Source organism: Roseomonas populi (assembly GCF_024594815.1).
In the GTDB taxonomy this organism is placed as follows: Bacteria; Pseudomonadota; Alphaproteobacteria; order Acetobacterales; family Acetobacteraceae; genus Roseomonas; species Roseomonas populi.
Map to the genome: position 1 here is coordinate 14,778 of NZ_JANJOU010000003.1, position 18,836 is coordinate 33,613.

15 protein-coding genes and 4 tRNA genes are annotated in these 18,836 nt (G+C 71.2%); 4 read left to right on the forward strand and 15 right to left on the reverse strand.

Annotated elements, in window-relative coordinates; genetic code table 11:
- Window positions 1-57: 57 nt before the first annotated feature.
- From nusG to NRP21_RS05205, 7 genes are all read right to left on the reverse strand, one after another.
- Window positions 58-594: a transcription termination/antitermination protein NusG gene (nusG, locus tag NRP21_RS05175; protein ID WP_257715115.1), complete on the reverse strand. Its 537-nt coding sequence runs from the start codon at window positions 592-594 to the stop codon at window positions 58-60.
- Between the two features lie 106 nt (window positions 595-700).
- Window positions 701-895 (reverse strand): preprotein translocase subunit SecE, encoded by a 195-nt coding sequence (gene secE / locus NRP21_RS05180; RefSeq protein ID WP_257715116.1) that lies wholly within the window; start codon window positions 893-895, stop codon window positions 701-703.
- Between the two features lie 87 nt (window positions 896-982).
- Window positions 983-1,059: transfer RNA gene (locus NRP21_RS05185), tRNA-Trp, on the reverse strand.
- 63 nt (window positions 1,060-1,122) lie between these two features.
- Window positions 1,123-1,743 carry a papain-like cysteine peptidase gene (locus NRP21_RS05190; RefSeq protein WP_257715117.1) on the reverse strand — a complete coding sequence of 207 codons (621 nt, stop codon included), beginning with the start codon at window positions 1,741-1,743 and terminating at the stop codon, window positions 1,123-1,125.
- A gap of 2 nt (window positions 1,744-1,745) precedes the next feature.
- Complete coding sequence (locus tag NRP21_RS05195) at window positions 1,746-2,858, reverse strand: capsular polysaccharide export protein, LipB/KpsS family (RefSeq protein WP_257715118.1); 1,113 nt, start codon at window positions 2,856-2,858, stop codon at window positions 1,746-1,748.
- Window positions 2,859-2,866: 8 nt separating this feature from the next.
- The gene (locus NRP21_RS05200; RefSeq protein ID WP_257715119.1) at window positions 2,867-3,298 is read right to left on the reverse strand and encodes an RDD family protein; all 432 of its coding nucleotides are present in this window, start codon (window positions 3,296-3,298) and stop codon (window positions 2,867-2,869) included.
- Window positions 3,299-3,371: 73 nt separating this feature from the next.
- Entirely contained in the window at window positions 3,372-5,207 is a 1,836-nt protein-coding gene (locus NRP21_RS05205; protein WP_257715120.1) for an ABC transporter ATP-binding protein, read from the reverse strand.
- Window positions 5,208-5,466: 259 nt separating this feature from the next.
- Between NRP21_RS05205 and NRP21_RS05210 the strand changes: the two genes are divergently transcribed.
- The gene (locus NRP21_RS05210; RefSeq protein ID WP_257715121.1) at window positions 5,467-6,540 is read left to right on the forward strand and encodes a glycosyltransferase family 4 protein; all 1,074 of its coding nucleotides are present in this window, start codon (window positions 5,467-5,469) and stop codon (window positions 6,538-6,540) included.
- A gap of 40 nt (window positions 6,541-6,580) precedes the next feature.
- Here NRP21_RS05210 and NRP21_RS05215 read toward each other — a convergent pair whose 3' ends face one another.
- The 5 genes from NRP21_RS05215 to NRP21_RS05235 form a co-directional block, all read right to left on the reverse strand.
- The gene (locus NRP21_RS05215) at window positions 6,581-8,137 is read right to left on the reverse strand and encodes a hypothetical protein (protein ID WP_257715122.1); all 1,557 of its coding nucleotides are present in this window, start codon (window positions 8,135-8,137) and stop codon (window positions 6,581-6,583) included.
- A 173-nt stretch (window positions 8,138-8,310) separates the two neighbouring features.
- Complete coding sequence (locus NRP21_RS05220; protein WP_257715123.1) at window positions 8,311-10,959, reverse strand: glycosyltransferase family 61 protein; 2,649 nt, start codon at window positions 10,957-10,959, stop codon at window positions 8,311-8,313.
- Window positions 10,960-11,005: 46 nt separating this feature from the next.
- A complete protein-coding gene (gene tuf / locus NRP21_RS05225; RefSeq protein ID WP_257715108.1) occupies window positions 11,006-12,193 on the reverse strand; it encodes an elongation factor Tu in 1,188 nt (395 codons plus the stop codon).
- A 136-nt stretch (window positions 12,194-12,329) separates the two neighbouring features.
- A tRNA-Gly gene (locus NRP21_RS05230) sits at window positions 12,330-12,403 on the reverse strand.
- A 68-nt stretch (window positions 12,404-12,471) separates the two neighbouring features.
- Window positions 12,472-12,554 (reverse strand) — tRNA-Tyr (locus NRP21_RS05235).
- A 501-nt stretch (window positions 12,555-13,055) separates the two neighbouring features.
- Here NRP21_RS05235 and NRP21_RS05240 point away from each other — a divergent pair.
- Window positions 13,056-13,775, forward strand: coding sequence for a TrmH family RNA methyltransferase (locus tag NRP21_RS05240; protein ID WP_257715536.1), 720 nt, complete (start codon window positions 13,056-13,058; stop codon window positions 13,773-13,775).
- Window positions 13,776-13,870: 95 nt separating this feature from the next.
- On the forward strand, window positions 13,871-14,134 hold the full coding sequence (locus NRP21_RS05245; protein ID WP_257715124.1) for a hypothetical protein: 264 nt from the start codon (window positions 13,871-13,873) through the stop codon (window positions 14,132-14,134).
- A gap of 299 nt (window positions 14,135-14,433) precedes the next feature.
- Here NRP21_RS05245 and NRP21_RS05250 read toward each other — a convergent pair whose 3' ends face one another.
- Both NRP21_RS05250 and NRP21_RS05255 read right to left on the reverse strand, forming a co-directional pair.
- The gene (locus NRP21_RS05250) at window positions 14,434-15,156 is read right to left on the reverse strand and encodes an esterase family protein (RefSeq protein ID WP_257715125.1); all 723 of its coding nucleotides are present in this window, start codon (window positions 15,154-15,156) and stop codon (window positions 14,434-14,436) included.
- 215 nt (window positions 15,157-15,371) lie between these two features.
- A tRNA-Thr gene (locus tag NRP21_RS05255) sits at window positions 15,372-15,447 on the reverse strand.
- A gap of 324 nt (window positions 15,448-15,771) precedes the next feature.
- Between NRP21_RS05255 and uvrB the strand changes: the two genes are divergently transcribed.
- The gene (uvrB, locus tag NRP21_RS05260; protein ID WP_257715126.1) at window positions 15,772-17,970 is read left to right on the forward strand and encodes an excinuclease ABC subunit UvrB; all 2,199 of its coding nucleotides are present in this window, start codon (window positions 15,772-15,774) and stop codon (window positions 17,968-17,970) included.
- Here uvrB and NRP21_RS05265 read toward each other — a convergent pair.
- On the reverse strand, window positions 17,967-18,776 hold the full coding sequence (locus tag NRP21_RS05265; protein ID WP_257715127.1) for a lytic transglycosylase domain-containing protein: 810 nt from the start codon (window positions 18,774-18,776) through the stop codon (window positions 17,967-17,969). The genes uvrB and NRP21_RS05265 overlap by 4 nt on opposite strands.
- Window positions 18,777-18,836 lie beyond the last annotated feature (60 nt).

Here is an 18,836-nt window from a genome sequence, read left to right on the forward strand (position 1 = left end):
GGGCCGCGCCGGAGAACCGGCGCGGCCCTGAAAGGCAGCGGGGCGTTGCGCCCGGGATCAGGCCTTCTCGACCTGCCCGTACTCCAGCTCCACCGGCGTCGCGCGGCCGAAGATGGAGACGGAGACCTTCACCCGGCCCTTCTCCTCGTCCACTTCCTCCACCACGCCGTTGAAGCTGGTGAAGGGGCCGTCCGCCACGCGCACGTTCTCGCCCACCTCGAAGGTGATGGCGGGGCGGCGCGGCTTCTCCACCGTGTCCTGCACCTGCTGGAGCATCCGCATCGCCTCGCGCTCCGGGATGGGGCTGGGCTTGTTGCGGGCGCCGAGGAAGCCGGTGACCTTCGGCGTGTCCTTGACGAGGTGCCAGGCCTCGTCGGTCATCTCCATCTTCACCAGCACATAGCCCGGGAAGAACTTGCGCTCGGTGTTCACCTTCTGGCCGCGCCGCACCTCGACCACCTCCTCGGAGGGGACCAGCACGTCCTCGATCCGGTCGGCCAGCCCCTTCTGGGCGGCCTGCTCCTTGATCTGCTGGGCGATCTTCTTCTCGAAGCCCGAGTAAACGTGGACCACGTACCACTTTTTGTCGGCCATGGCCGCGAAGCTCCCGATCTTTGGCGCCGCCGCCTCCGGCCGGGGTATCCCTAGGGCCTCCCCTGGGGCATCCCCTGGCCTCCGGCGCGGCGCGGAGAAATTGCCGTCAGGCGAATCCGAACAGCAGGCGCATGCCGGTTTGGATCACCCAGTCCGTCACGAGGAAGAACACCGCCGCCAGCGCCGACAGGGCAAGCACCAGCCCGGTGGTGATCAGCGTTTCCTTGCGGCTCGGCCAGGTGACGCGCCCGATCTCCTGGCGGACATCACGGAAGTAGCCCACAGGATTGAAACCGGCCACGTCAGGCCCCCTCCCGGCGCGGGGCCCTCTGGAGAGGCCCAGGGACGGTCCGGCGCCATGCCGAAAATGGTCATGCGCGGCCCGCCCTGGCAGGGGCGGAGGGTCTCGAACCCCCAACCTCCGGTTTTGGAGACCGGCGCTCTAGCCAATTGAGCTACGCCCCTAAGGCAGGACCGCGCAGGGGGCGTGCCTTACGGCAAGGCGCGCCCGCTGTCGAGAGGGCGTGATCAGCCAACCGCCAAACGATGCCCCGTGGCCCCCAGCGCGGCGCCCCAGGCAACCGGATCGCCGCGCCATCCATGCCCGTCCGTCTCCGTCACGGTGATGGCCTCGATGCCCTCCGGCACCGCATCCGGCGGGTAGTTCACGGCCAGAAGGTGGAAATCTCCGCCCGGCGCCACCCCCTCCAGCGCCTCCCGCAGCCGCGCCAGCGCGGCCGGGTCGTCGCTCTTGTGCCGTTCCCGCACGTAGAGCACCGGCCCCTCCGCCGCGGCCTTCCGCATCCGCCCGGCGAGATTCGCGAATCGCCCGGCCGCTCCGGGGATGTGCTCCTCCCACCCCGCCAGGATCGGCTGCCCCTGGCCCGAGGGGAAATCGTGCTGGTGCAGGATGCCCAGGCGCGCGTTCCGCACGGTCTGGATCACCCCCTTGTCGTCCTTCACCGGCTTGAGCTGGGCGGCGTCGAAGACCCGCGCGGCGTCCAGCCCCTCCTCCAGGCAGGTGATCAGCCCGGCCAGGGGCAGGATGAACCAGTCGAAGGGGTACTTCCCCTCGTGTCCGAAATGCAGGCGCAGGTTGTGCGTCAGGCGGCAGCGGGAGCCGAGGGGGATGACATGGCGGAATTCCATGCTCAGCGCGGCACCCTCTCCATGTAGTCCTGGCACAGCACGCGCAGCACAGCCCGCTGGAAGGAAACCGGGTCGCGCGTGTCGATCCCGTACTGGTTCAGCGCCAGGAACAGGTAGCGCCGGATGAAGCCCGGATCATGCCCCGCCACCGCCGTGGCCAGCGCGGCGGGCGCCGCATCGGGGTCGGCCAGCTCCGTTGCCGCCACCCGGTACTCGGCCTTTCCCGCCGCGACCACGGGCTTCCCGTGCAGCAGCGCCTCGAACCCCACCCCGGAATTGACGGTCAGCACCGCCCGCGCCCGCGAGATGAGCGCGTGGACTGATGCCCGGCTGACCGAGACCGGCCCCTCCGGCAGTGCCTCCAGGAAGCGGCCTACCGCTGGGTCCTTGCAGTGCGGGTGGCGCTTGATCACCACCGGCACGCCGGCCCCCGCCAGGGCCGCGACCATGCGCCTCACCCCATCCAGGTAGGGCGCCTCGAAGAGCTTCAGCGCGATCACCGAATCATTTGGTAGTTGAAGGGGCAGGAAAATGAACCCCTCCCCCTCCACCGGCACGGAGGCGTCCTGCCGGTACTTGGACCGCCCCTCGGCCAGCCAGGGCCGGGTCCGCGTCTCGTGGAAGGCATCCGCGATGGCGGCATCCACCGCCAGCACGTCCCGCCGCTCCAGCCCCGCCAGCTCCGACCAGCCGGAATAGCCCAGCCGGTCGAAGGAGAGCATGTGCGGCAGGGCACCGGCCTTGTAGTGCCAGCGGCCCGTCGCCTTGCCGTTGCTGTGCCAGGTTAGCCGGACCGGCGGCCTCTCCGCATCGCCCCCGGGCAGCGGCTCGTGCGGGGAGTGCAGGAGCAGGGGCGCGTTCGCCTCCGCCAGCACCGGCAACACCCCGTCCCGCAACTGCCGGTATTCCGGCGCCTCCACCCGGTGCGCCATGGTCCAGAGCGGCCGCGTCACCCCCTGCAGGATGCGGATGGCGGGCATGGGGTCCGCCACGCGCCAGGTCTCGCGGACCATCTTGCGGACCACCGGCCAGAAATCCGTCCGCCCCTTCCAGAACACCGCCTCCAGCGCCGCCCCTTCGGGGATCGCCAGCGCGGATTCATCGGTCAGGGGCATGGCGCGCCTCAGTCCCGCGGGGGCGGGTCCTGCACCACCAGGGTGCGGGCCAGCCGGTCGTGCCAGCACTGCCGGCGCGGGTCCCAGAGCATCCAGAGATAGCCCAGCCCCAGCGGAAGGCCGGAGACGATGTAGCCGATGTAGCGGGCCACCAGCCGCGGAAAGGGCGGCATACCCCCCGTATCGGCATCCACGACCCGCAGCCGCATGACCAGCTTGCCCGGCGTTGCCTGCCGCGTGACCCAGAAGAGGAGGATGATGAGCGCGGAGATGAGCTGGAGCAGCAGGTCCGCGCCGGGCGAGAGGTCCTGCCCGCCGCGAAGCCCCTCTCCCATCACGGAGAGGATCAGCCCCAGCGGCAGCATCCAGGCGGCATCGATCAGCTGCGCCGCCACCCGCGGCCAGAACCCGGCCAGCTCCACACCGCGCCCATCGGACATGCCGCCCTCCACCCCGGCTCTTCTCCGTGGCGCGGCGGGGCTTGTCCAGCCCTGCCGTCGGCGCCCTGCGTCGTCAGCCCACCGGCTCCGGCGCTTCCAGCAGGGCGCGCCACGGCCCGGGCCGGGCGGCCAGCTCGGCGGGGGATCCCTGCTCCCGCACCTGCCCCTCGCCCACCACAACGATCCGGTCGAAGCCCCGCAGGGTGGAGAGGCGATGCGCCACCGCGATCACGGTGCGCCCGCGCATCAGCCGCTCCAGCGCCGCCTGCACCGCCTCCTCGGATTCCGTGTCCAGGGCGGAGGTCGCCTCGTCCAGCAGCAGGATCGGCGCGTCCTTCAGCAGGGCGCGGGCGATCGCCAGCCGCTGCCGCTGCCCGCCGGAGAGACGGGCGCCGCGCTGCCCCACCTCCGTCCGGAAGCCCTGCGGCAGCGCCTCGATGAACTCCCGGCAGTGGGCGGCCTCGGCGGCGCGCAGGACCTCCGCATCCGTCGCGTCCGGGCGGCCGTAGCGGATGTTCTCCAGCACGGACCGCTGGAACAGGGAAACATCCTGCGGCACCACCGCCAGCATGGCCGCCAGGCTCGCCTGGGTGGCGCCGGCGATATCCTGCCCGTCGATCAGGATGCGCCCGGATCCCGGCGCCCCAAGCCGCTGCAGCAGCGCCAGCGCCGTGGACTTGCCCGAGCCGGAGCGCCCGACCAGCCCGACCCTCTCCCCCGGCGCGATGGAGAGGTCGAAGTGCCGCAGCACGTGGCCGCTGCCGGGATAGGCGAAGGAGACGTCCTGGAAGGACACGGCCCCGCCCCGCGCACTGATCGGCGCCGCGTCCTCCCGGTCAGCCAGGGCATGCGGCACCAGCAGCGCCCGCACCGCCTCGGACAGGCGCGCGACGTGCTGGGTCAGCTCCACCAGCGCCACAGCCAGATCGCGGGTGCCGTGCAGGATCACGAAGCCCAGGCCGCAGGCCATCACCACGTCGCCCGTGGTCGCCCGCCCGGCCTGCCAGAGCAGCAGCGCCCAGCAGAGCAGCCCCACCGTCAGCGCCACCGTCGCCACGGCATGGGCCAGGCGCAGCTTTTCCAGGTAGCGCAGGCTGCGCTTGCGGGAGGCGACCTCCTGCCCGACCGTCGTGCCGAAGCGCTGGCGCTCCCGGATCGTGGCGCCGAAGGCGCGGACGAGGCCGATGTTCTGCACCACGTCCACCAGTTCCCCATCCACCGCCGCGGCTTTCGCGGCGTAGTCCTGGTGCAGGTCGCGCCCGCGCCCGGCGGCCCAGGTGAGCAGCGCGGCCATCCCGGCGGCGATCGTGAACAGCACCCCGGCCATCACCGGATCCACCCCCGCCAGGAAGGCGATGGCGACGCAGACCGCGACCATGGGCGGCAGCGCGTTCCAGGTGATGGTGGAGAGAACGGTCCAGGCGGCATTGGCGGTGGCGCTGATCCGCCCGGCCATCAGCCCCGGCGAGCGCTCCGCGAAGTAGTCCGGCGCGTGGCCTGAGAGGTGGTGGAACAGGTCCGAGCGCAGGTCGCCCGTAACCCGCGTGAAGCTGTCCGCTGCGATCCAGCCGCCGAGGCGCCAGAGGAGGTTGTCCCCCGCCACGATGGTCCCCAGCACGCCCAGCGCCATCCAGGGGGCGCCGCCCGCCCCGGGCCCGGCCGCGAGCGTGTCCACCAGGTGCTTCACCGCGTATTGCGAGCCCACGGAGCAGCCCACCGCCGCCAGCACGGCCGCCAGAACCACGGCGTGCGCCGCCCGGTGCAACAGCACGTAGCGCAGCAGGAAGGCGATGGGCCTCTCGGCATAGGGCAGCAGCGCCACACGGTCGTCCTGGGATTCGCGTGCAGGAGGGCGGACCAGGCTCTCGGGCCGGGTGGTCCGGGAAGCGCCGAAGACGGTTGCCGACATGCAGAGTCCTTCTCGCCCGGTCCCGACGGAGCCGGGACGCGATCCTTCCGAGAGACGTGCCTTCCCTCCCCTTCCAGCCGCCGCGCGCGGCCGGACCGGCCCTTGCCGGGCCCTGCGGAAGGGCAAAGCGCCTGGAACGGCATCAGTTTCTGGCGGGATTGGGGTGCAACTGCCCCTTTTCAGCCGCATTCCCTGCGTTGGGAGGCAGAAGACAAGAAAAGTTAAGCGGCGGGAGGCGCCCCTTGCAGGAGAAGCCGTGATGCGTATTGCCCAGGTTGCACCGCTGCACGAGGCCGTTCCCCCCAAGCTCTATGGCGGGACAGAGCGGATCGTCTCCTTCCTCACGGAAGCGCTGGTGGAGCGCGGCCACGAGGTCACGCTCTTCGCGACCGCGGACGCGGTGACGAAGGCGAACCTCGTCCCGATGCGCGACAAGGCCCTACGCCTGGACCCCACAGTTAGGGACTGCTGCGCCCCCCACATGCTGATGCTGGAGACGGTGGCGCGCCGGGCGGCGGAGTTCGACGCCATCCACTTCCACCTGGACTACCTGCCCTTCTCCCTCTTCAGCCGGCAATCCGTGCCCTGGGTGACGACGCTGCACGGCCGCCTGGACCTGCCGGAGCTGGAGCCGGTCTTCGACGCCTTCCCGGAGGCGCGGGTGGTCTCCATCTCCGACGCCCAGCGCCGCCCCCTGCCCCGGGCCAACTGGGCCGCCACGATCCACCACGGCCTGCCGCGCGACCTGCTGACGCCCCAGGGGAGCCCATCCGGCGATGGCTCGGATGGATATCTCGCCTTCCTCGGCCGCATCTGCCCGGAGAAGCGGCCTGACCGCGCCATCAAGATCGCGTCCCTCTCCGGCGTGCCGCTGAAGATGGCCGCAAAGGTGGACAAGGTGGACGCCGAGTACTTCGCGAAGGAGATCGAGCCCCTGCTCGGCGGCGCCGACGTCGATTTCGTGGGCGAGATCTGCGACATCCGGAAGCCCGGCTTCCTCTCCGGCGCCCGCGCCCTGCTGCTGCCGATCGACTGGCCTGAACCCTTTGGGCTGGTGATGATCGAGGCAATGGCCTGCGGCACCCCCGTGATCGCCTATCCCGCCGGCTCCGTGCCGGAGGTGGTGGAGGACGGGCTGACGGGCTTCATCGTCCGCAACGAGGAGGAGGCCGCCGCCGCCGTGGCCCGGCTGCCCACCCTGGACCGCGCCCGCATCCGCCGCCGCTTTGAGGAGCGCTTCACCGCCGACCGCATGGCCGCGGACTACGAGGCGCTGTACGAGCGGATGATGACGGAGACCCGCCCGCGCATCCGTCTGGCCGCCGGGGACTGAGGCAGCTCCGGCTCAAGGCCTCACGCCGAAAGGCAGCGCCCTACAGCGTTGCCTCCTGAAGGGGCGGTAGGGCCAGCCGGCCCTCCAGAGCCCGGCCCAGCGCTTCCTCCAGCCCCCAGGGCGCAAGGGTGAAGCGCTGGTGCCGCGCTGCCAGCGGGTCGTCCGCCGGCGGCTCGCCGATAGCCCGAGGATCCACGTCCGTCACGGTGGAGCGGTCAAGGTAATCCCAGCTCGCCCCGGCGCGGGGGTGATGAAAGGTGATGGTCGGCCGCCGCAGCAGCCAGGAAGTGATCATCGCCCCCGTGCCGCGTGTGGTCAGCGCCAGGTCGCAGCGGGCCAGCACCGGCACCTTCCCCGCCGCGGACCGGCCGAAGATCCGCATCTGCTCCGCCAGCGGCACCTCCAGCCCTTCCGTGATGGCGGCAGCCATGGCTTCGATCCGTCCCATCACCTCCTTGTCCTTGGGGGTGGGCGGGCCGGAAAGGGTCCAGCCGTCCCACACCACCTCCAGCTCCAGCCCCGCCGCCGCGCAGGCGGCGCCGAGGCGGCGGAGGACGTAGCGAAAAGCCTCCACCGCGTTCACCACGCGCTGCCGCTCCGCATCCAGCGAGATCATCACTCGGAACCGTCCTGACGGTCCGGGCGGCACGCCCTCGATCAACGGTGCCAGCCGCACCGAGAGCCAGGCCGCGTCCGGATAGCCGCCGAAGCGATAGACGCGATGCGCGTCCAGCCCGGAGAGGAGGACGGTGTCCGTCAGGCGGTCGCTCCCCACGCTCAGCCGGTCCAACGACGCCAGGGTGGGAAAGACCGCGAAGGGGTCCATGGCGCAGAGGTCCGGCGCCACGAGCAGCATCCCGCCCTTCTCCCCGAAGCCGAGGATGGCCGCCTCCTGCTCGTCCAGATAGGCCAGGCTCTGGCGGAGGTAGTGGCTCGGGCGGTTGTCGCCGATCAGAAAGGCCCGGCGCAGCCCGCCCCGCGTGGCCCGGCGGAGCCAGCCCGCCCAGGGCAGCGGGCGGAGCAGGAACCCTTCCAGCACGGTCCGCAGCGTGCCGCGCATGTCCAGCCGGAAATCGGTGAGGACCAGGAAGAGCCGCTCAACCGGGTGGAACAGGCCCACGGGCATGTAGCCGATGGAGACCAGCAGGAGCAGCCGCCCCCCGTCCAGGCAGGGCGTGATCTGGAGGTGCTGGAACGGCACGCTGCCGAGGACCAGCGCCTCCTGCCCCGAAACCGGCGCGGGAATGCTGCGCCCGTCCTCATGCACCAGGAAGGCGGCGTTCAGGGCCTTGTAGCGGGCCATCCAGGTGCGGTGGGCGTAGGCGGCCCGGATCCGCCCGTGCAGCGCCTCGTCCTGGCCATGCGGCCCATCCCCGGGGCCGAGGGGGCCGAAGAGGTCCACCACCTCGCAGGCCGCGGTGAGGGCCGCTGGCCCGTACTTAGGGTCCGGCTCCCGCCCGGGGTAGCGGAAGTGCCGCAGGTCCAGCCCGCAGAGCGCGGCCATGTCGCGCGCCGCCCGCAGCGCCGCATCGCGCCGGGCCTGCCCTGAGAGCGCCGGCGCCGCGGGGATGATCGGGTCGGGGCCGGGTTCCTCCATTCGCGCAAACTGGCAGGAGGGGTGGGAACGGGAAAGGGCGCGCCTCGGCCTGCGCAGAAGGCTTTACTAACCGGCCGCCAGCTCTCCGCACCGCACCCAGGCCCGCCGCATTTCCGGGACGAGGCTGTCGGGCGAGCGGATGCCTCTCCGACGCGTCGCGGACGAGGCCTCCGTCATCGGCCTTCCGGCGGCGGGTGGGTCGGGCGGATATCCAGCCGGGCACCAGCCGCGCGGCGCAGGGCGTCCTCCACGCCCCAGGGAGCGAGGAGGACGCGGTTCCCTCTGTCCTCCCCGGGGGCATCGGCGAGGGCACGGGGGTCGATCTCGTGCGCCGTGGCCTCGTCCAGCTCGACGCGCCGGGCGCCGTTGCGGGCCCAGGTGATGGTCGGGCGGCGCAGCAGCCAGGAGGAGAGCTGGGTGATGACGCCTTGCGCCGAGACGACGAGGTCGCAGCGCAGGATCTCCGGCAGCTTCTCAAGGGGGGAGAGGCCGAAGACGCGCCGCTGCTCCCCGATCGGGGCGTCCAGCCCGTCGAGGATGGCGGCGACGAGGGGTTCGGCACGCCCGGCGACCGTATCCGCCTCCCAGGGGCGCGCGGGGGCTGCCCAGGCATCCCAGACAAGGTCGAGGGCGCTGCCATCCCTCGCGCAGGCCTCGGCCAGGGTGCGCAGAAGGGAGCGGAGGGCTTCCGGCTCGTTCGCGGTGCGGCGGCCATCCGCGTCGAGGGAGATCATGGCGCAGTAGCGCCGCCCCGGCGGGGGCGGCGGGGCGGCGGCGATCAGCGGTGCGAGGCGGCGGCGCAGCCAGGCGGCGTCTGGGTAGAAGTTGGCGCGATAGACGCGGTGCGCGTCGTAGCCGCCCGCGAGCAGCGCGTCGGTGAGGCGGTCCCCGGGGAGGGTGAGGCGGTCGAGCTGGGCGAGAGAGGGAAGCACCGCGAAGGGGTCGAGGGCGCAGAGGTCCGGCGCCGCCACGAGAAGCCCGCCGTCGCGCACGAAGGCGCGGATCGCCGCCTCCTCTCGGTCGAGCCAAGCGAGGCTTTGGCGGATGAAGTGGCCGGGGTGCTGGTCGGCGATGACGAGGGCGCGGCGCAGGCCGGCGCCGGTGGCGCGGCGCATCCAGTCGAGCCAGAGGCCCGGGCGGGAAAGTAGGTGCTCGAGGAGGGTTCGCAGCGCGGCGCGCGGGTCGGGCGCATGGGCGGAGAGGACGAGGAAAAGGCTGTCGGCGGGGTGGTAGAGGCCGACCGGCACGGGGCCGAGGGCGACGAGGAGGAGTGGCCGGTCGCCGTCGAGAAGGAGCGACACCTGATACTGCCCCAGGGGCAGGCTGCCGAGCAGGGCGGCCTCCCCGCCGCTCAGGGGAGCGGGGATGTGCCGGTGCGGGACATGCGCGAGGAAAGCCTCGTTGAGCGCCCGGGCGCGCTCTAGCCAGGCCTTGCGCGCCCAGGCTGCGCGGATGCGGGCACGAAGAGCCGGGTCAGCGCCGTGCGGGCCAGCGCCGGGGCCGAGAGGGCCGAGGACGTCCACCACCTCGCAGGACCCGACCAGGGCGGCGGCGCCGGGCTTCGGGCGGGAAAACTGGCCGGGATCGATGCCGAGAAGGGAGGCGAGACCTTCGGCGGCGTCGCCCGCTACCGCCTTCTCGCGGCGGCGGGCGGCCTCCACGGCGTCGGTCCAGCCCTGCACGAGACCCTGCGGCTCGGCCAGCAGGGCGACGCCGGCGGCGGTGCGCGCGACCGTCGCGGCATCGCCCTCGGGGTCGTGGTGGCGGTGCCGGAGCGTGGCGCGGTGGGCGATCCAGCGGCGGAGATCGAGGCGGGCGGCCTCGCGGAAGGCGCGGGCGTCCCAATGGGGGGCGAGGTCGATTCCGAGGCGCTCCCCGAGCATCGGGAGGAGACGGTCGGGGTCGAGGGCCGTGATGCCGGTGCCAGCATCGGGCAGGCCGTCGCGCCGCATTCCCTCCACCTGGCCCGCGGTTGCGTCGAGCCAGGCGGCGTCTGGGGAGCGCGCGGAGACGGCGGCCTCGGCCATGCGCTCCCCGGGGCGGCGAACGAGGACGTCGACGGACGCGGCGACGCGGCCGACAAGCTGCAAACCGTGCAGCGCGGACCCTTCGGAGAAGAGGAGGCGGCCGGCGGAGCGGTACAGGCGGATCTGCGCGGCGACCGGCAGGGCCTCGGGATGGGCCACGACAACCCCGGCCGCGGCAAGGACGGAGTCGATGAAGGCCTCCCCCGCGATCCTGCCTTCAAGGCTCCGCGGCGTGACGCGCGCGCGGGAGAGGAGGACGGTGCGGCCGGCGAGGTCGGGGTCGGCCGGGCCGGCGACGGCAGCATCCAGCAGGTCGAGATAGGCGGGGTCGGGGGGCGGGCCGTGCATCCGCTCGGCCTGGGGGAGGACGTGGAGGGTGCGGACCGTCACCGGCTCCCGCACGAGAACGACGCGATCGCGCCCGACGCCCCAGGCGTCCAGGATGGCCCAGAAGAAGCCGGGCGGGCTGTCGCCACGCGGATCCGGCGTGAAGAGGAGTGGGAGGCCGGGCCAGCTTCGGGCGGAAGCGAGAATCCGCATGCCGAAATCGACGATCGCGTGGCCGAAATGGAAGCACCAGGGGCCGCACCAGGCGGCTTCCGCGATGGCGGGAAGAGGGCCGGCGGGCGGGTCGGGCGCGGTGTCGTAGGGAGTGGGGTGAAGGCCGCGGCAGTGGCGCGCGTCCACCTGGGCAGCGAAGTCGGGCCAGATCGGGCCGGTCTTCAGCTCGTGGGGCTCGGGCCTCCAGCCCATGGCGGCGGTCGGGGCGACGATGACGTCGCGAAAGCTCGGCATCGCCGGAGATGAGGAGGGGCGGCGGTGCCGCCCCTCCTCGGTCGGATTACTTCTGGATGCTGGCGACGACGCCGGCGCCGACGGTGCGGCCGCCCTCGCGGATGGCGAAGCGCAGGCCCTGGTCCATGGCGATCGGGGCGATGAGCTCCACGTCCATGGCGACGTTGTCGCCCGGCATCACCATCTCCACGCCCTCGGGCAGCTTCACCACGCCCGTCACGTCGGTCGTGCGGAAGTAGAACTGCGGCCGGTAGTTCGTGAAGAACGGCGTGTGGCGACCGCCCTCCTCCTTCGTCAGGATGTAGGCCTCGGCCTTGAACTGCGTGTGCGGCGTGATCGCGCCGGGCTTGGACAGAACCTGCCCGCGCTCCACGTCCTCGCGCTTCGTGCCGCGCAGCAGCGCGCCGATGTTGTCGCCCGCCTCGCCGCTGTCCAGCAGCTTGCGGAACATCTCGACGCCCGTCACCGTCGTCTTCACGGTGTCCTTCAGGCCGACGATCTCGACTTCCTCGCCCACCTTGACGATGCCGCGCTCAACGCGGCCGGTCACCACGGTGCCGCGGCCGGAGATCGAGAACACGTCCTCGATCGGCATCAGGAACGGCAGGTCCTTCGGGCGCTCCGGCTGCGGGATATAGGCGTCCACCGCCTCCATCAGCTTCAGGATCGCCTGCTCGCCGATCTCGGGCTGCTTGTCCTCGAGGGCCATCAGCGCGGAGCCGTGGATGATCGGGATGTCGTCGCCCGGGAACTGGTAGGAGGAGAGGAGCTCGCGCACCTCCATCTCGACCAGCTCCAGCAGGTCGGGGTCGGCCATGTCGACCTTGTTCAGGAACACCACCAGCGCCGGCACGCCGACCTGGCGGGCCAGCAGGATGTGCTCGCGCGTCTGCGGCATCGGGCCGTCGGCCGCCGAGACCACCAGGATCGCGCCGTCCATCTGCGCCGCACCCGTGATCATGTTCTTCACGTAGTCGGCGTGGCCGGGGCAGTCCACGTGCGCGTAGTGGCGGTTGGCCGTCTCGTACTCGACATGCGCCGTCGAGATCGTGATGCCGCGCGCGCGCTCCTCGGGCGCCTTGTCGATCTGGTCGTACGCCGTGAACGACGCACCACCCGACTTCGCCAGAACCTTCGTGATCGCCGCCGTCAGGGACGTCTTGCCGTGGTCAACGTGACCAATCGTCCCGATGTTGCAGTGCGGCTTGTTCCGCTCGAACTTCGCCTTCGCCATTCGCGTCGCGTCCTATCTCTCCGGGGGCCGGGCAGGCCCCCTGCCTGCGGGTGCAGGGCCTGTTGTGATCGCTAGGTGGTGATGAAGGCGGCGCTTTTCAGGCCCCGGGAAGGGCCGGGCCGCCTAGCAGCGCGGTTGGAGCGGGTGACGGGAATCGAACCCGCATTGCCAGCTTGGAAGGCTGGAACTCTACCATTGAGTTACACCCGCCGACCGAACCCGCCGGCCCGGGATGGACCGCCGCGCGCGCACCGCGCCGAACAGGGGGATGGGACACATGGAGGGGGTTGGATTCGAACCAACGTAGGCGCGAGCCAACGGATTTACAGTCCGTCCCCTTTAGCCACTCGGGCACCCCTCCACAGGGTGTCCCCAACCCTGACGGGCGGGAGCCGGGGGACTATCCGAGAAGAGGCGGCCCTGTCAACGCATGTGGATCATGCGCGGTGCGTTCCGTAGGATGCCTTGCGGCGGGCGCCGCGATTTGCAGGATGCCGCCATGTCACCGCCCCGCAGGCCCCACGGCCCCCGTTCTTCCAATGCCTCGGGCAATCCCCCCGGCGGTCCCGGCACCGGCAAGCCCAGCCGCCCCCGCGCCTTCGACGGCAAGCGGGGCTGGAAGGGCGGGGAGCCGCCCGCCCCCGGGGAACGCGCGCCCGGCAAGCCGCCCGTGGCCCCGCGCCAGGCCCGCCCCGGGTCGCGCCCCGAATTCCAGCGGCCAGAGTTCCCGCGGCAGGAGTTCCATCGCGGCGAATCCGGCCCGCCGACACGGCGCGATTCCGCTTCCCCTTCCGCCGGCCGCGGCCGCCCGGATTCGCCGCGCCCGGACCGGCGCGAGGAGGACCGCGCCCCCGCCAACACCCTGTGGCTGCACGGGCTTCACGCGGTGGCGGCGGCCTTGCTGAACCCCCGCCGCCGCCTGCGCCGCCTGCTGCTGACGGCGGATGCCGAGGCCGCGCTGAAGGAGCGCCTGCCGGAAGGCACCTTCGCCGCCCGCAAGCTCCAGCCGGAGCGGGTGGAGGACCGCGCCCGGTTCCACACCTTCCTGCCCGAGGATTCGGTCCACCAGGGCGCCGCCCTGCTGGCGGAGCCCCTGCCCCAGGTGGCGCTGGACGATGCGCTGAAGGCCTCGGACGGCCCCGTGCTGCTGCTGGACCAGGTGACGGACCCGCGTAACGTCGGCGCCATCCTGCGCGCCGCCGCCGCCTTCGGCGCAGCCGCCGTGGTGGTGCAGGACCGCCACGCCCCGCCGGAGACGGGCGCCCTGGCCCGCGCCGCCTCCGGCGCGCTGGAGATCGTGCCGATGGTGCGGGAGGTGAACCTGTCCCGCGCCATCCGCCACCTGCAGGATGGCGGCGCGTGGGTGCTGGGCCTGGCCGGCGAGGCGGGGCGCACCCTGGCCGAGGCGAAGCCGACGGACCGGCGCGTCGGGCTGGTCCTCGGCGCCGAGGGCGGTGGGCTGCGGCGCCTGCAGCGCGAGACCTGCGACGAGCTGGTGCGCCTGCCGATCACGGAGGCAATGGAGAGCCTGAACGTGGCCTCTGCCGCCGCGGTCGCCCTATACGAGTTGCGTCGGGCGTGATTACCGGGCGTTAACCCCCGGCGCCGTAGGTTGGGACCAGCACCCGAGAGGGGCCGTCCCGTGCCAGAAGGGCTTTCCGGAGGAGGAAACCCTTCATGCAGCCCAACTCCCGCCGTTTCGGAGAAGCCGTGGCTGTCCCCGGCGCCTGGCACGACCTGCCGGACGACCTTCAGCTCACCCTCGCCCGCGAGGCGCTGCGGCGCGCGGCGGAAACCCTTGCAGAGCACGCGGAACTCCTGGCCGCGGAGATGGAGAATGGCACCCTGCTGGATCAGGGCGGGCCGGAGGCGCTGCGCCTCTTTGCCGCCGTGGTGCGGGCCACCAACCGGGATGGATTCGCAACTGTTGGGAATGCGTGAACCGTAACCCCACCCGTCCGGCACGCCTGCCCTCCACTTCCTGCATGCATGAAAACCTGGACATGCTGCAATGCAGCATCCACCTTGCGTGTGGGGATAGGGAGGAACAGAAGCAAAAGGTTCTGTCCCATGATGATCGCCTCTGCCTTCGCTCTCGTTGGCTTGGTGGCCGCTCGTATGGCCACCCACATTGTGGTCGGGCACTCCGACGAGATCCGCCACCTGCCGCGCCTCTCGCAGGACGCCTGATCCGAACCGTACCGCGCCCGGGACCTTCCCGGGCGCAGGTCGGCCGATCCCTATCGCAGCACCTTCGAGCGCAGGCCGGCGGAGCGGATGAGCCCGGTCACCTCGCCTGCCCTTAGGGGCGCCGGGCTGAGGAGGACATTCAACAGGGCGGTGAGGATTCCGGCCCTCTTCAGGTCCTGCGTTACCCCATGACCGCTATCCGCGATCACATGAATCTGGGTTCTCGGCGTCGCTACGCCCAGCAGGCGGTGGGCGTGCCTGAGTTCCCACTCATTACCCCCGAACAATGCCACGTACTCCATATCGGCCCGCGCATGTTCCAGGGCGTGCGTGACGGTATGGACCTGTATCGCCGCCCTGTAAGGCTGCCACCGGTGCTCTTCGGGCGGAATGTGGTCGGGATGAACGCTGAACTGAGGCGAGAAGGCGATGGCGCGCCGGCAGCCCGGAATCATGGAAGCGAAATAAAGGGCGCCGAAGCCTCCCATGCTGTTCCCCAGCGTGACCGTGTCCGCCTTCGGCAGGCCCTGGAAGTGGTCCAGCACTGCCTGCCTGATGTCGTTGTACCAGGAGCGTCGCTTGTCCGTGACATAGGTGACCGTCGCGGTCCGGCCGGCAAGGCTCTGGCGCCATTCCTCCACCTGGATACCGCCCATCCCCAGGCCGATGCCCGTGAAGGAGACGACGCGCCGCTCCGGATTGCCGACAGACCGGGTGATCCGCAACGCCTCGTCCTCGACCAGGGTCTCGAAGGGGCTGACCTCTGACGCCATCGATCCTCGCCGCAAGGGGCCAAGATTTAGCCGGCGGGAGGGCTCCGCCGCGCCTGGTCGGGGTAAGAGGTGGTGCCGGGTGAGGGGATCGAACCCCCGACCTTCGGTTTACAAAGACTTACGTCTAGTGGTTGCTAGTACAGTAGCCACTAAGACGCAGCTTAAGTGACGCCAAAATGGACTTGACGCCTTAAAGGCCTTGTGGACTTGATTTGTGGTGCTGGCGCTCGGAATCGAACCGAGGACCGCTCGATTACAAATCGAGTGCTCTGCCAACTGAGCTACGCCAGCCCTGCACCAAATTCTAAGCCATTCCATGGACTTGGGAAGGGGTTAGTGCAACGTACTGCGAGAACGTTACGCTACTGTCTTACAAAACCGCTGCACTACCGCTGTGCTAACCCGGCCCGTACCCGGACATCTCGTCTCCAGGCGGCACTCCACCACGCCCCTCCCCCGCCATCCTGCCCCGTAGGCCTGAATGGCGCGGGCTCGCCGCGGTTAGGTCAGTCTAGCCCGGGATCACGGAGGCGTCATCCCCGCTCCTCGCCACCCGCCGCGACGATTCGGAATCCTGCTGTAACCGGCCGCTGTCCACCCTATGTTCCCGCGGTCATGGATACCCTGCCGCCCGTCCTCTTCCAGCCCATTCGCCGCCCCGCCCCGCAGGGCGGCAAACCGCTGAAGGTCGTCTCCCCCTACGAGCCGGCGGGCGACCAGCCCACGGCCATCGCGGACCTGGTGGAAGGGCTGCGCGCGCGGGGTGAGCGCGACCAGGTGCTGCTCGGCGTCACGGGATCGGGCAAGACCTTCACCATGGCGAAGGTAATCGAGGCGGTGCAGCGCCCGACGCTGATCCTGGCGCCGAACAAGACCCTGGCCGCCCAGCTCTACGGGGAGATGAAGTCCTTCTTCCCCGAGAATGCCGTGGAGTACTTCGTCTCCTACTACGACTACTACCAGCCGGAAGCCTACGTCCCTCGGACCGATACCTACATCGAGAAGGACGCCCAGATTAACGAGCAGATCGACCGGATGCGCCACTCGGCCACCCAGGCGCTGCTCGAGCGGCGGGACGTGGTGATCGTCGCCTCCGTCTCCTGCATCTACGGCATCGGCTCGGTCGAGACCTACGGCAACATGACCGTGAAGCTGGAGGTCGGCGGCAAGATCGACCGCGACGTGCTGGTGAAGGCGCTGGTGGAGCTGCAGTATCGCCGCAACGACACCGCCTTCCAGCGCGGCACCTTCCGCCTGCGCGGCGAGACGGTGGATGTTTGGCCCTCCCACCTCGAGGACCGCGCCTGGCGCATCTCCCTGTTCGGCGACGAGATCGACGGGCTGCGCGAGTTCGACCCGCTGACGGGCGAGGTGGCCGGCGAGATGGAGCGCGTGGCGATCTACGCGAACAGCCACTACGTCACGCCCCGCCCGACGCTGATCCAGGCCATCCGCGACATCAAGATCGAGCTGAAGGAGACGCTGGCCCGCCTGCAATCCGAGGGCAAGCTGCTGGAGGCGCAGCGCCTGGAGCAGCGCACCACCTTCGACATCGAGATGATGGAGACGACCGGCGCCTGCAAAGGCATCGAGAACTACTCCCGCTACCTCTCCGGCCGCGGCCCCGGCCAGCCGCCGCCGACGCTCTTCGAGTACCTGCCGGAAGGCGCCCTGCTGATCGTGGACGAGAGCCACGTCACCGTCGGCCAGATCGGCGGCATGGCGCGCGGCGACTTCGCGCGGAAGTCCGTGCTGGCGGATTTCGGCTTCCGCCTGCCCTCCTGCATGGATAACCGCCCCCTGAAGTTCGAGGAGTGGGAGCAGTTCCGGCCAGACACGCTCTTCGTCTCCGCCACGCCCGGCGCCTGGGAGATGGAGCGCACCGGCGGCACCTTCGCCGAGCAGGTCATCCGCCCCACCGGCCTCATCGACCCGCCCGTGGAGATCCGCCCCGTGGAGGGCCAGGTGGACGACCTGCTGGCCGAGTGCCGCGACGTGATCGCGGCCGGCGGCCGCGTGCTGGCCACCACGCTGACCAAGCGGATGGCCGAGGACCTGACGGAGTACATGACGGAGACGGGCATCAAGGTCCGCTACCTCCACTCCGACGTGGACACGCTGGAGCGGATCGAGATCATCCGCGACCTCCGCCGCGGCGTCTTCGACGTGCTGGTCGGTATCAACCTGCTGCGCGAGGGGCTGGACATCCCGGAGTGCCGGATGGTCGCCATCCTGGACGCCGACAAGGAGGGCTTCCTCCGCTCCACCACCTCCCTCATCCAGACCATCGGCCGCGCCGCGCGCAACGCGGAGGGGCGCGTGATCCTCTACGCCGACCGCATGACGGACAGCATGCGCCGCGCGATTGAGGAGACGGATCGCCGCCGCGCCAAGCAGGTGGCCTACAACACGGAGCACGGCATCACCCCGCAGACCATCCGGCGCGACATCGCGGACGTGCTGCAATCCGTGTACGAGCAGGACTACGTCACGGTGGAGGCGGTGGAGGACGACGCCTCTTCCCACTTCATCGGCCACAACCTGCGCGCCAGCATCTCGGAGCTGGAGCGCCGGATGCGCGCCGCCGCCGCCGACCTGGAGTTCGAGACCGCCGCCCGCCTGCGCGACGAGATCAAGCGGCTGGAGAACCTGGAACTGGGCCTGGACGCCCCTCCCCCCTCCGGGCACGAGGCCCGGAGCAAGGCGGACTGGAAGCCCAAGCCGCTGGGCCCCGGCGGTGGCGGCTACGATCCGGACAAGCGCAGCACCCGCACGGCCTCGCGCGGGGCGCCTCGGCGGAAGAAGGCGGGTTAGTAGGTCATCCCGGTCGGCGCGCTGGGCGTCACGAGCCCGCCGCCGTCGAAGGCGCGCAGACTGGGATCGTCGGAGACGGCCATCACCCCCGTGCCGTAGCCGCCCGAGGAGTAGCCACCCGAGTAGGAGCCCGCCGCCGCCTCCGCCCAGACCCCGTCCATTGCCACCGGCGTGCCGAGGTTCGGCACCACCTTGGCGAGGTAGTTCACCGTCTCGTCCGGCAGGATCATGGCGCCGGAAAGCACGCCCTCCACCCGCAACGGCCCCGCATTGTAGGCGGCCACGAAGCCCGGCGCGCCGAAGCGGTCCGACATCTCCCGGATGTATGCGGCGCCGGCCAGGATGTTGTCGCGGGGGTCGTAGGGGTCGTCCCCCAGCCCGTGCAGGTCGCGCAGCCGCTCATAGGTGCGCGGCATCACCTGCATCAGCCCCATGGCGCCCACGGGCGAGGTGATGGGCAGGCCGTCCGAGCCGTTGATCCGCCCGCCCGTCTCCTGCCGCATGATGGCGCGGACCCAACCCTCCGAGATCTGATAGCGGTTCGCCGCCTCCCGGATATGCGGCCCCCAGGGATCGCCCGGCGGGCCGGGCACGCGATAGCGGCGCCTGGCCGCCTGGGCACGGTAGGCCCGGGCCGCGGCGCGGCTGGCCGCGCGGTCGTCCACCGGCGAGGCGCCGGAGGAGGCATCGTAGCCGGCCTCCGGGGCATAGGCCTGCGGGGCGGGCGCCGGCGTACCCGCGCAGGCGGCGAGCAGGCCGAGGCCGAGAAGCGGGGCGGCGGAGCGAAAGGGGCGGAACCGGACCATGCCCCTATCCTGCCCTATCCAGCGCCGGCCTGCGGCGGCCCCACAGCATCCGGCCGCCGG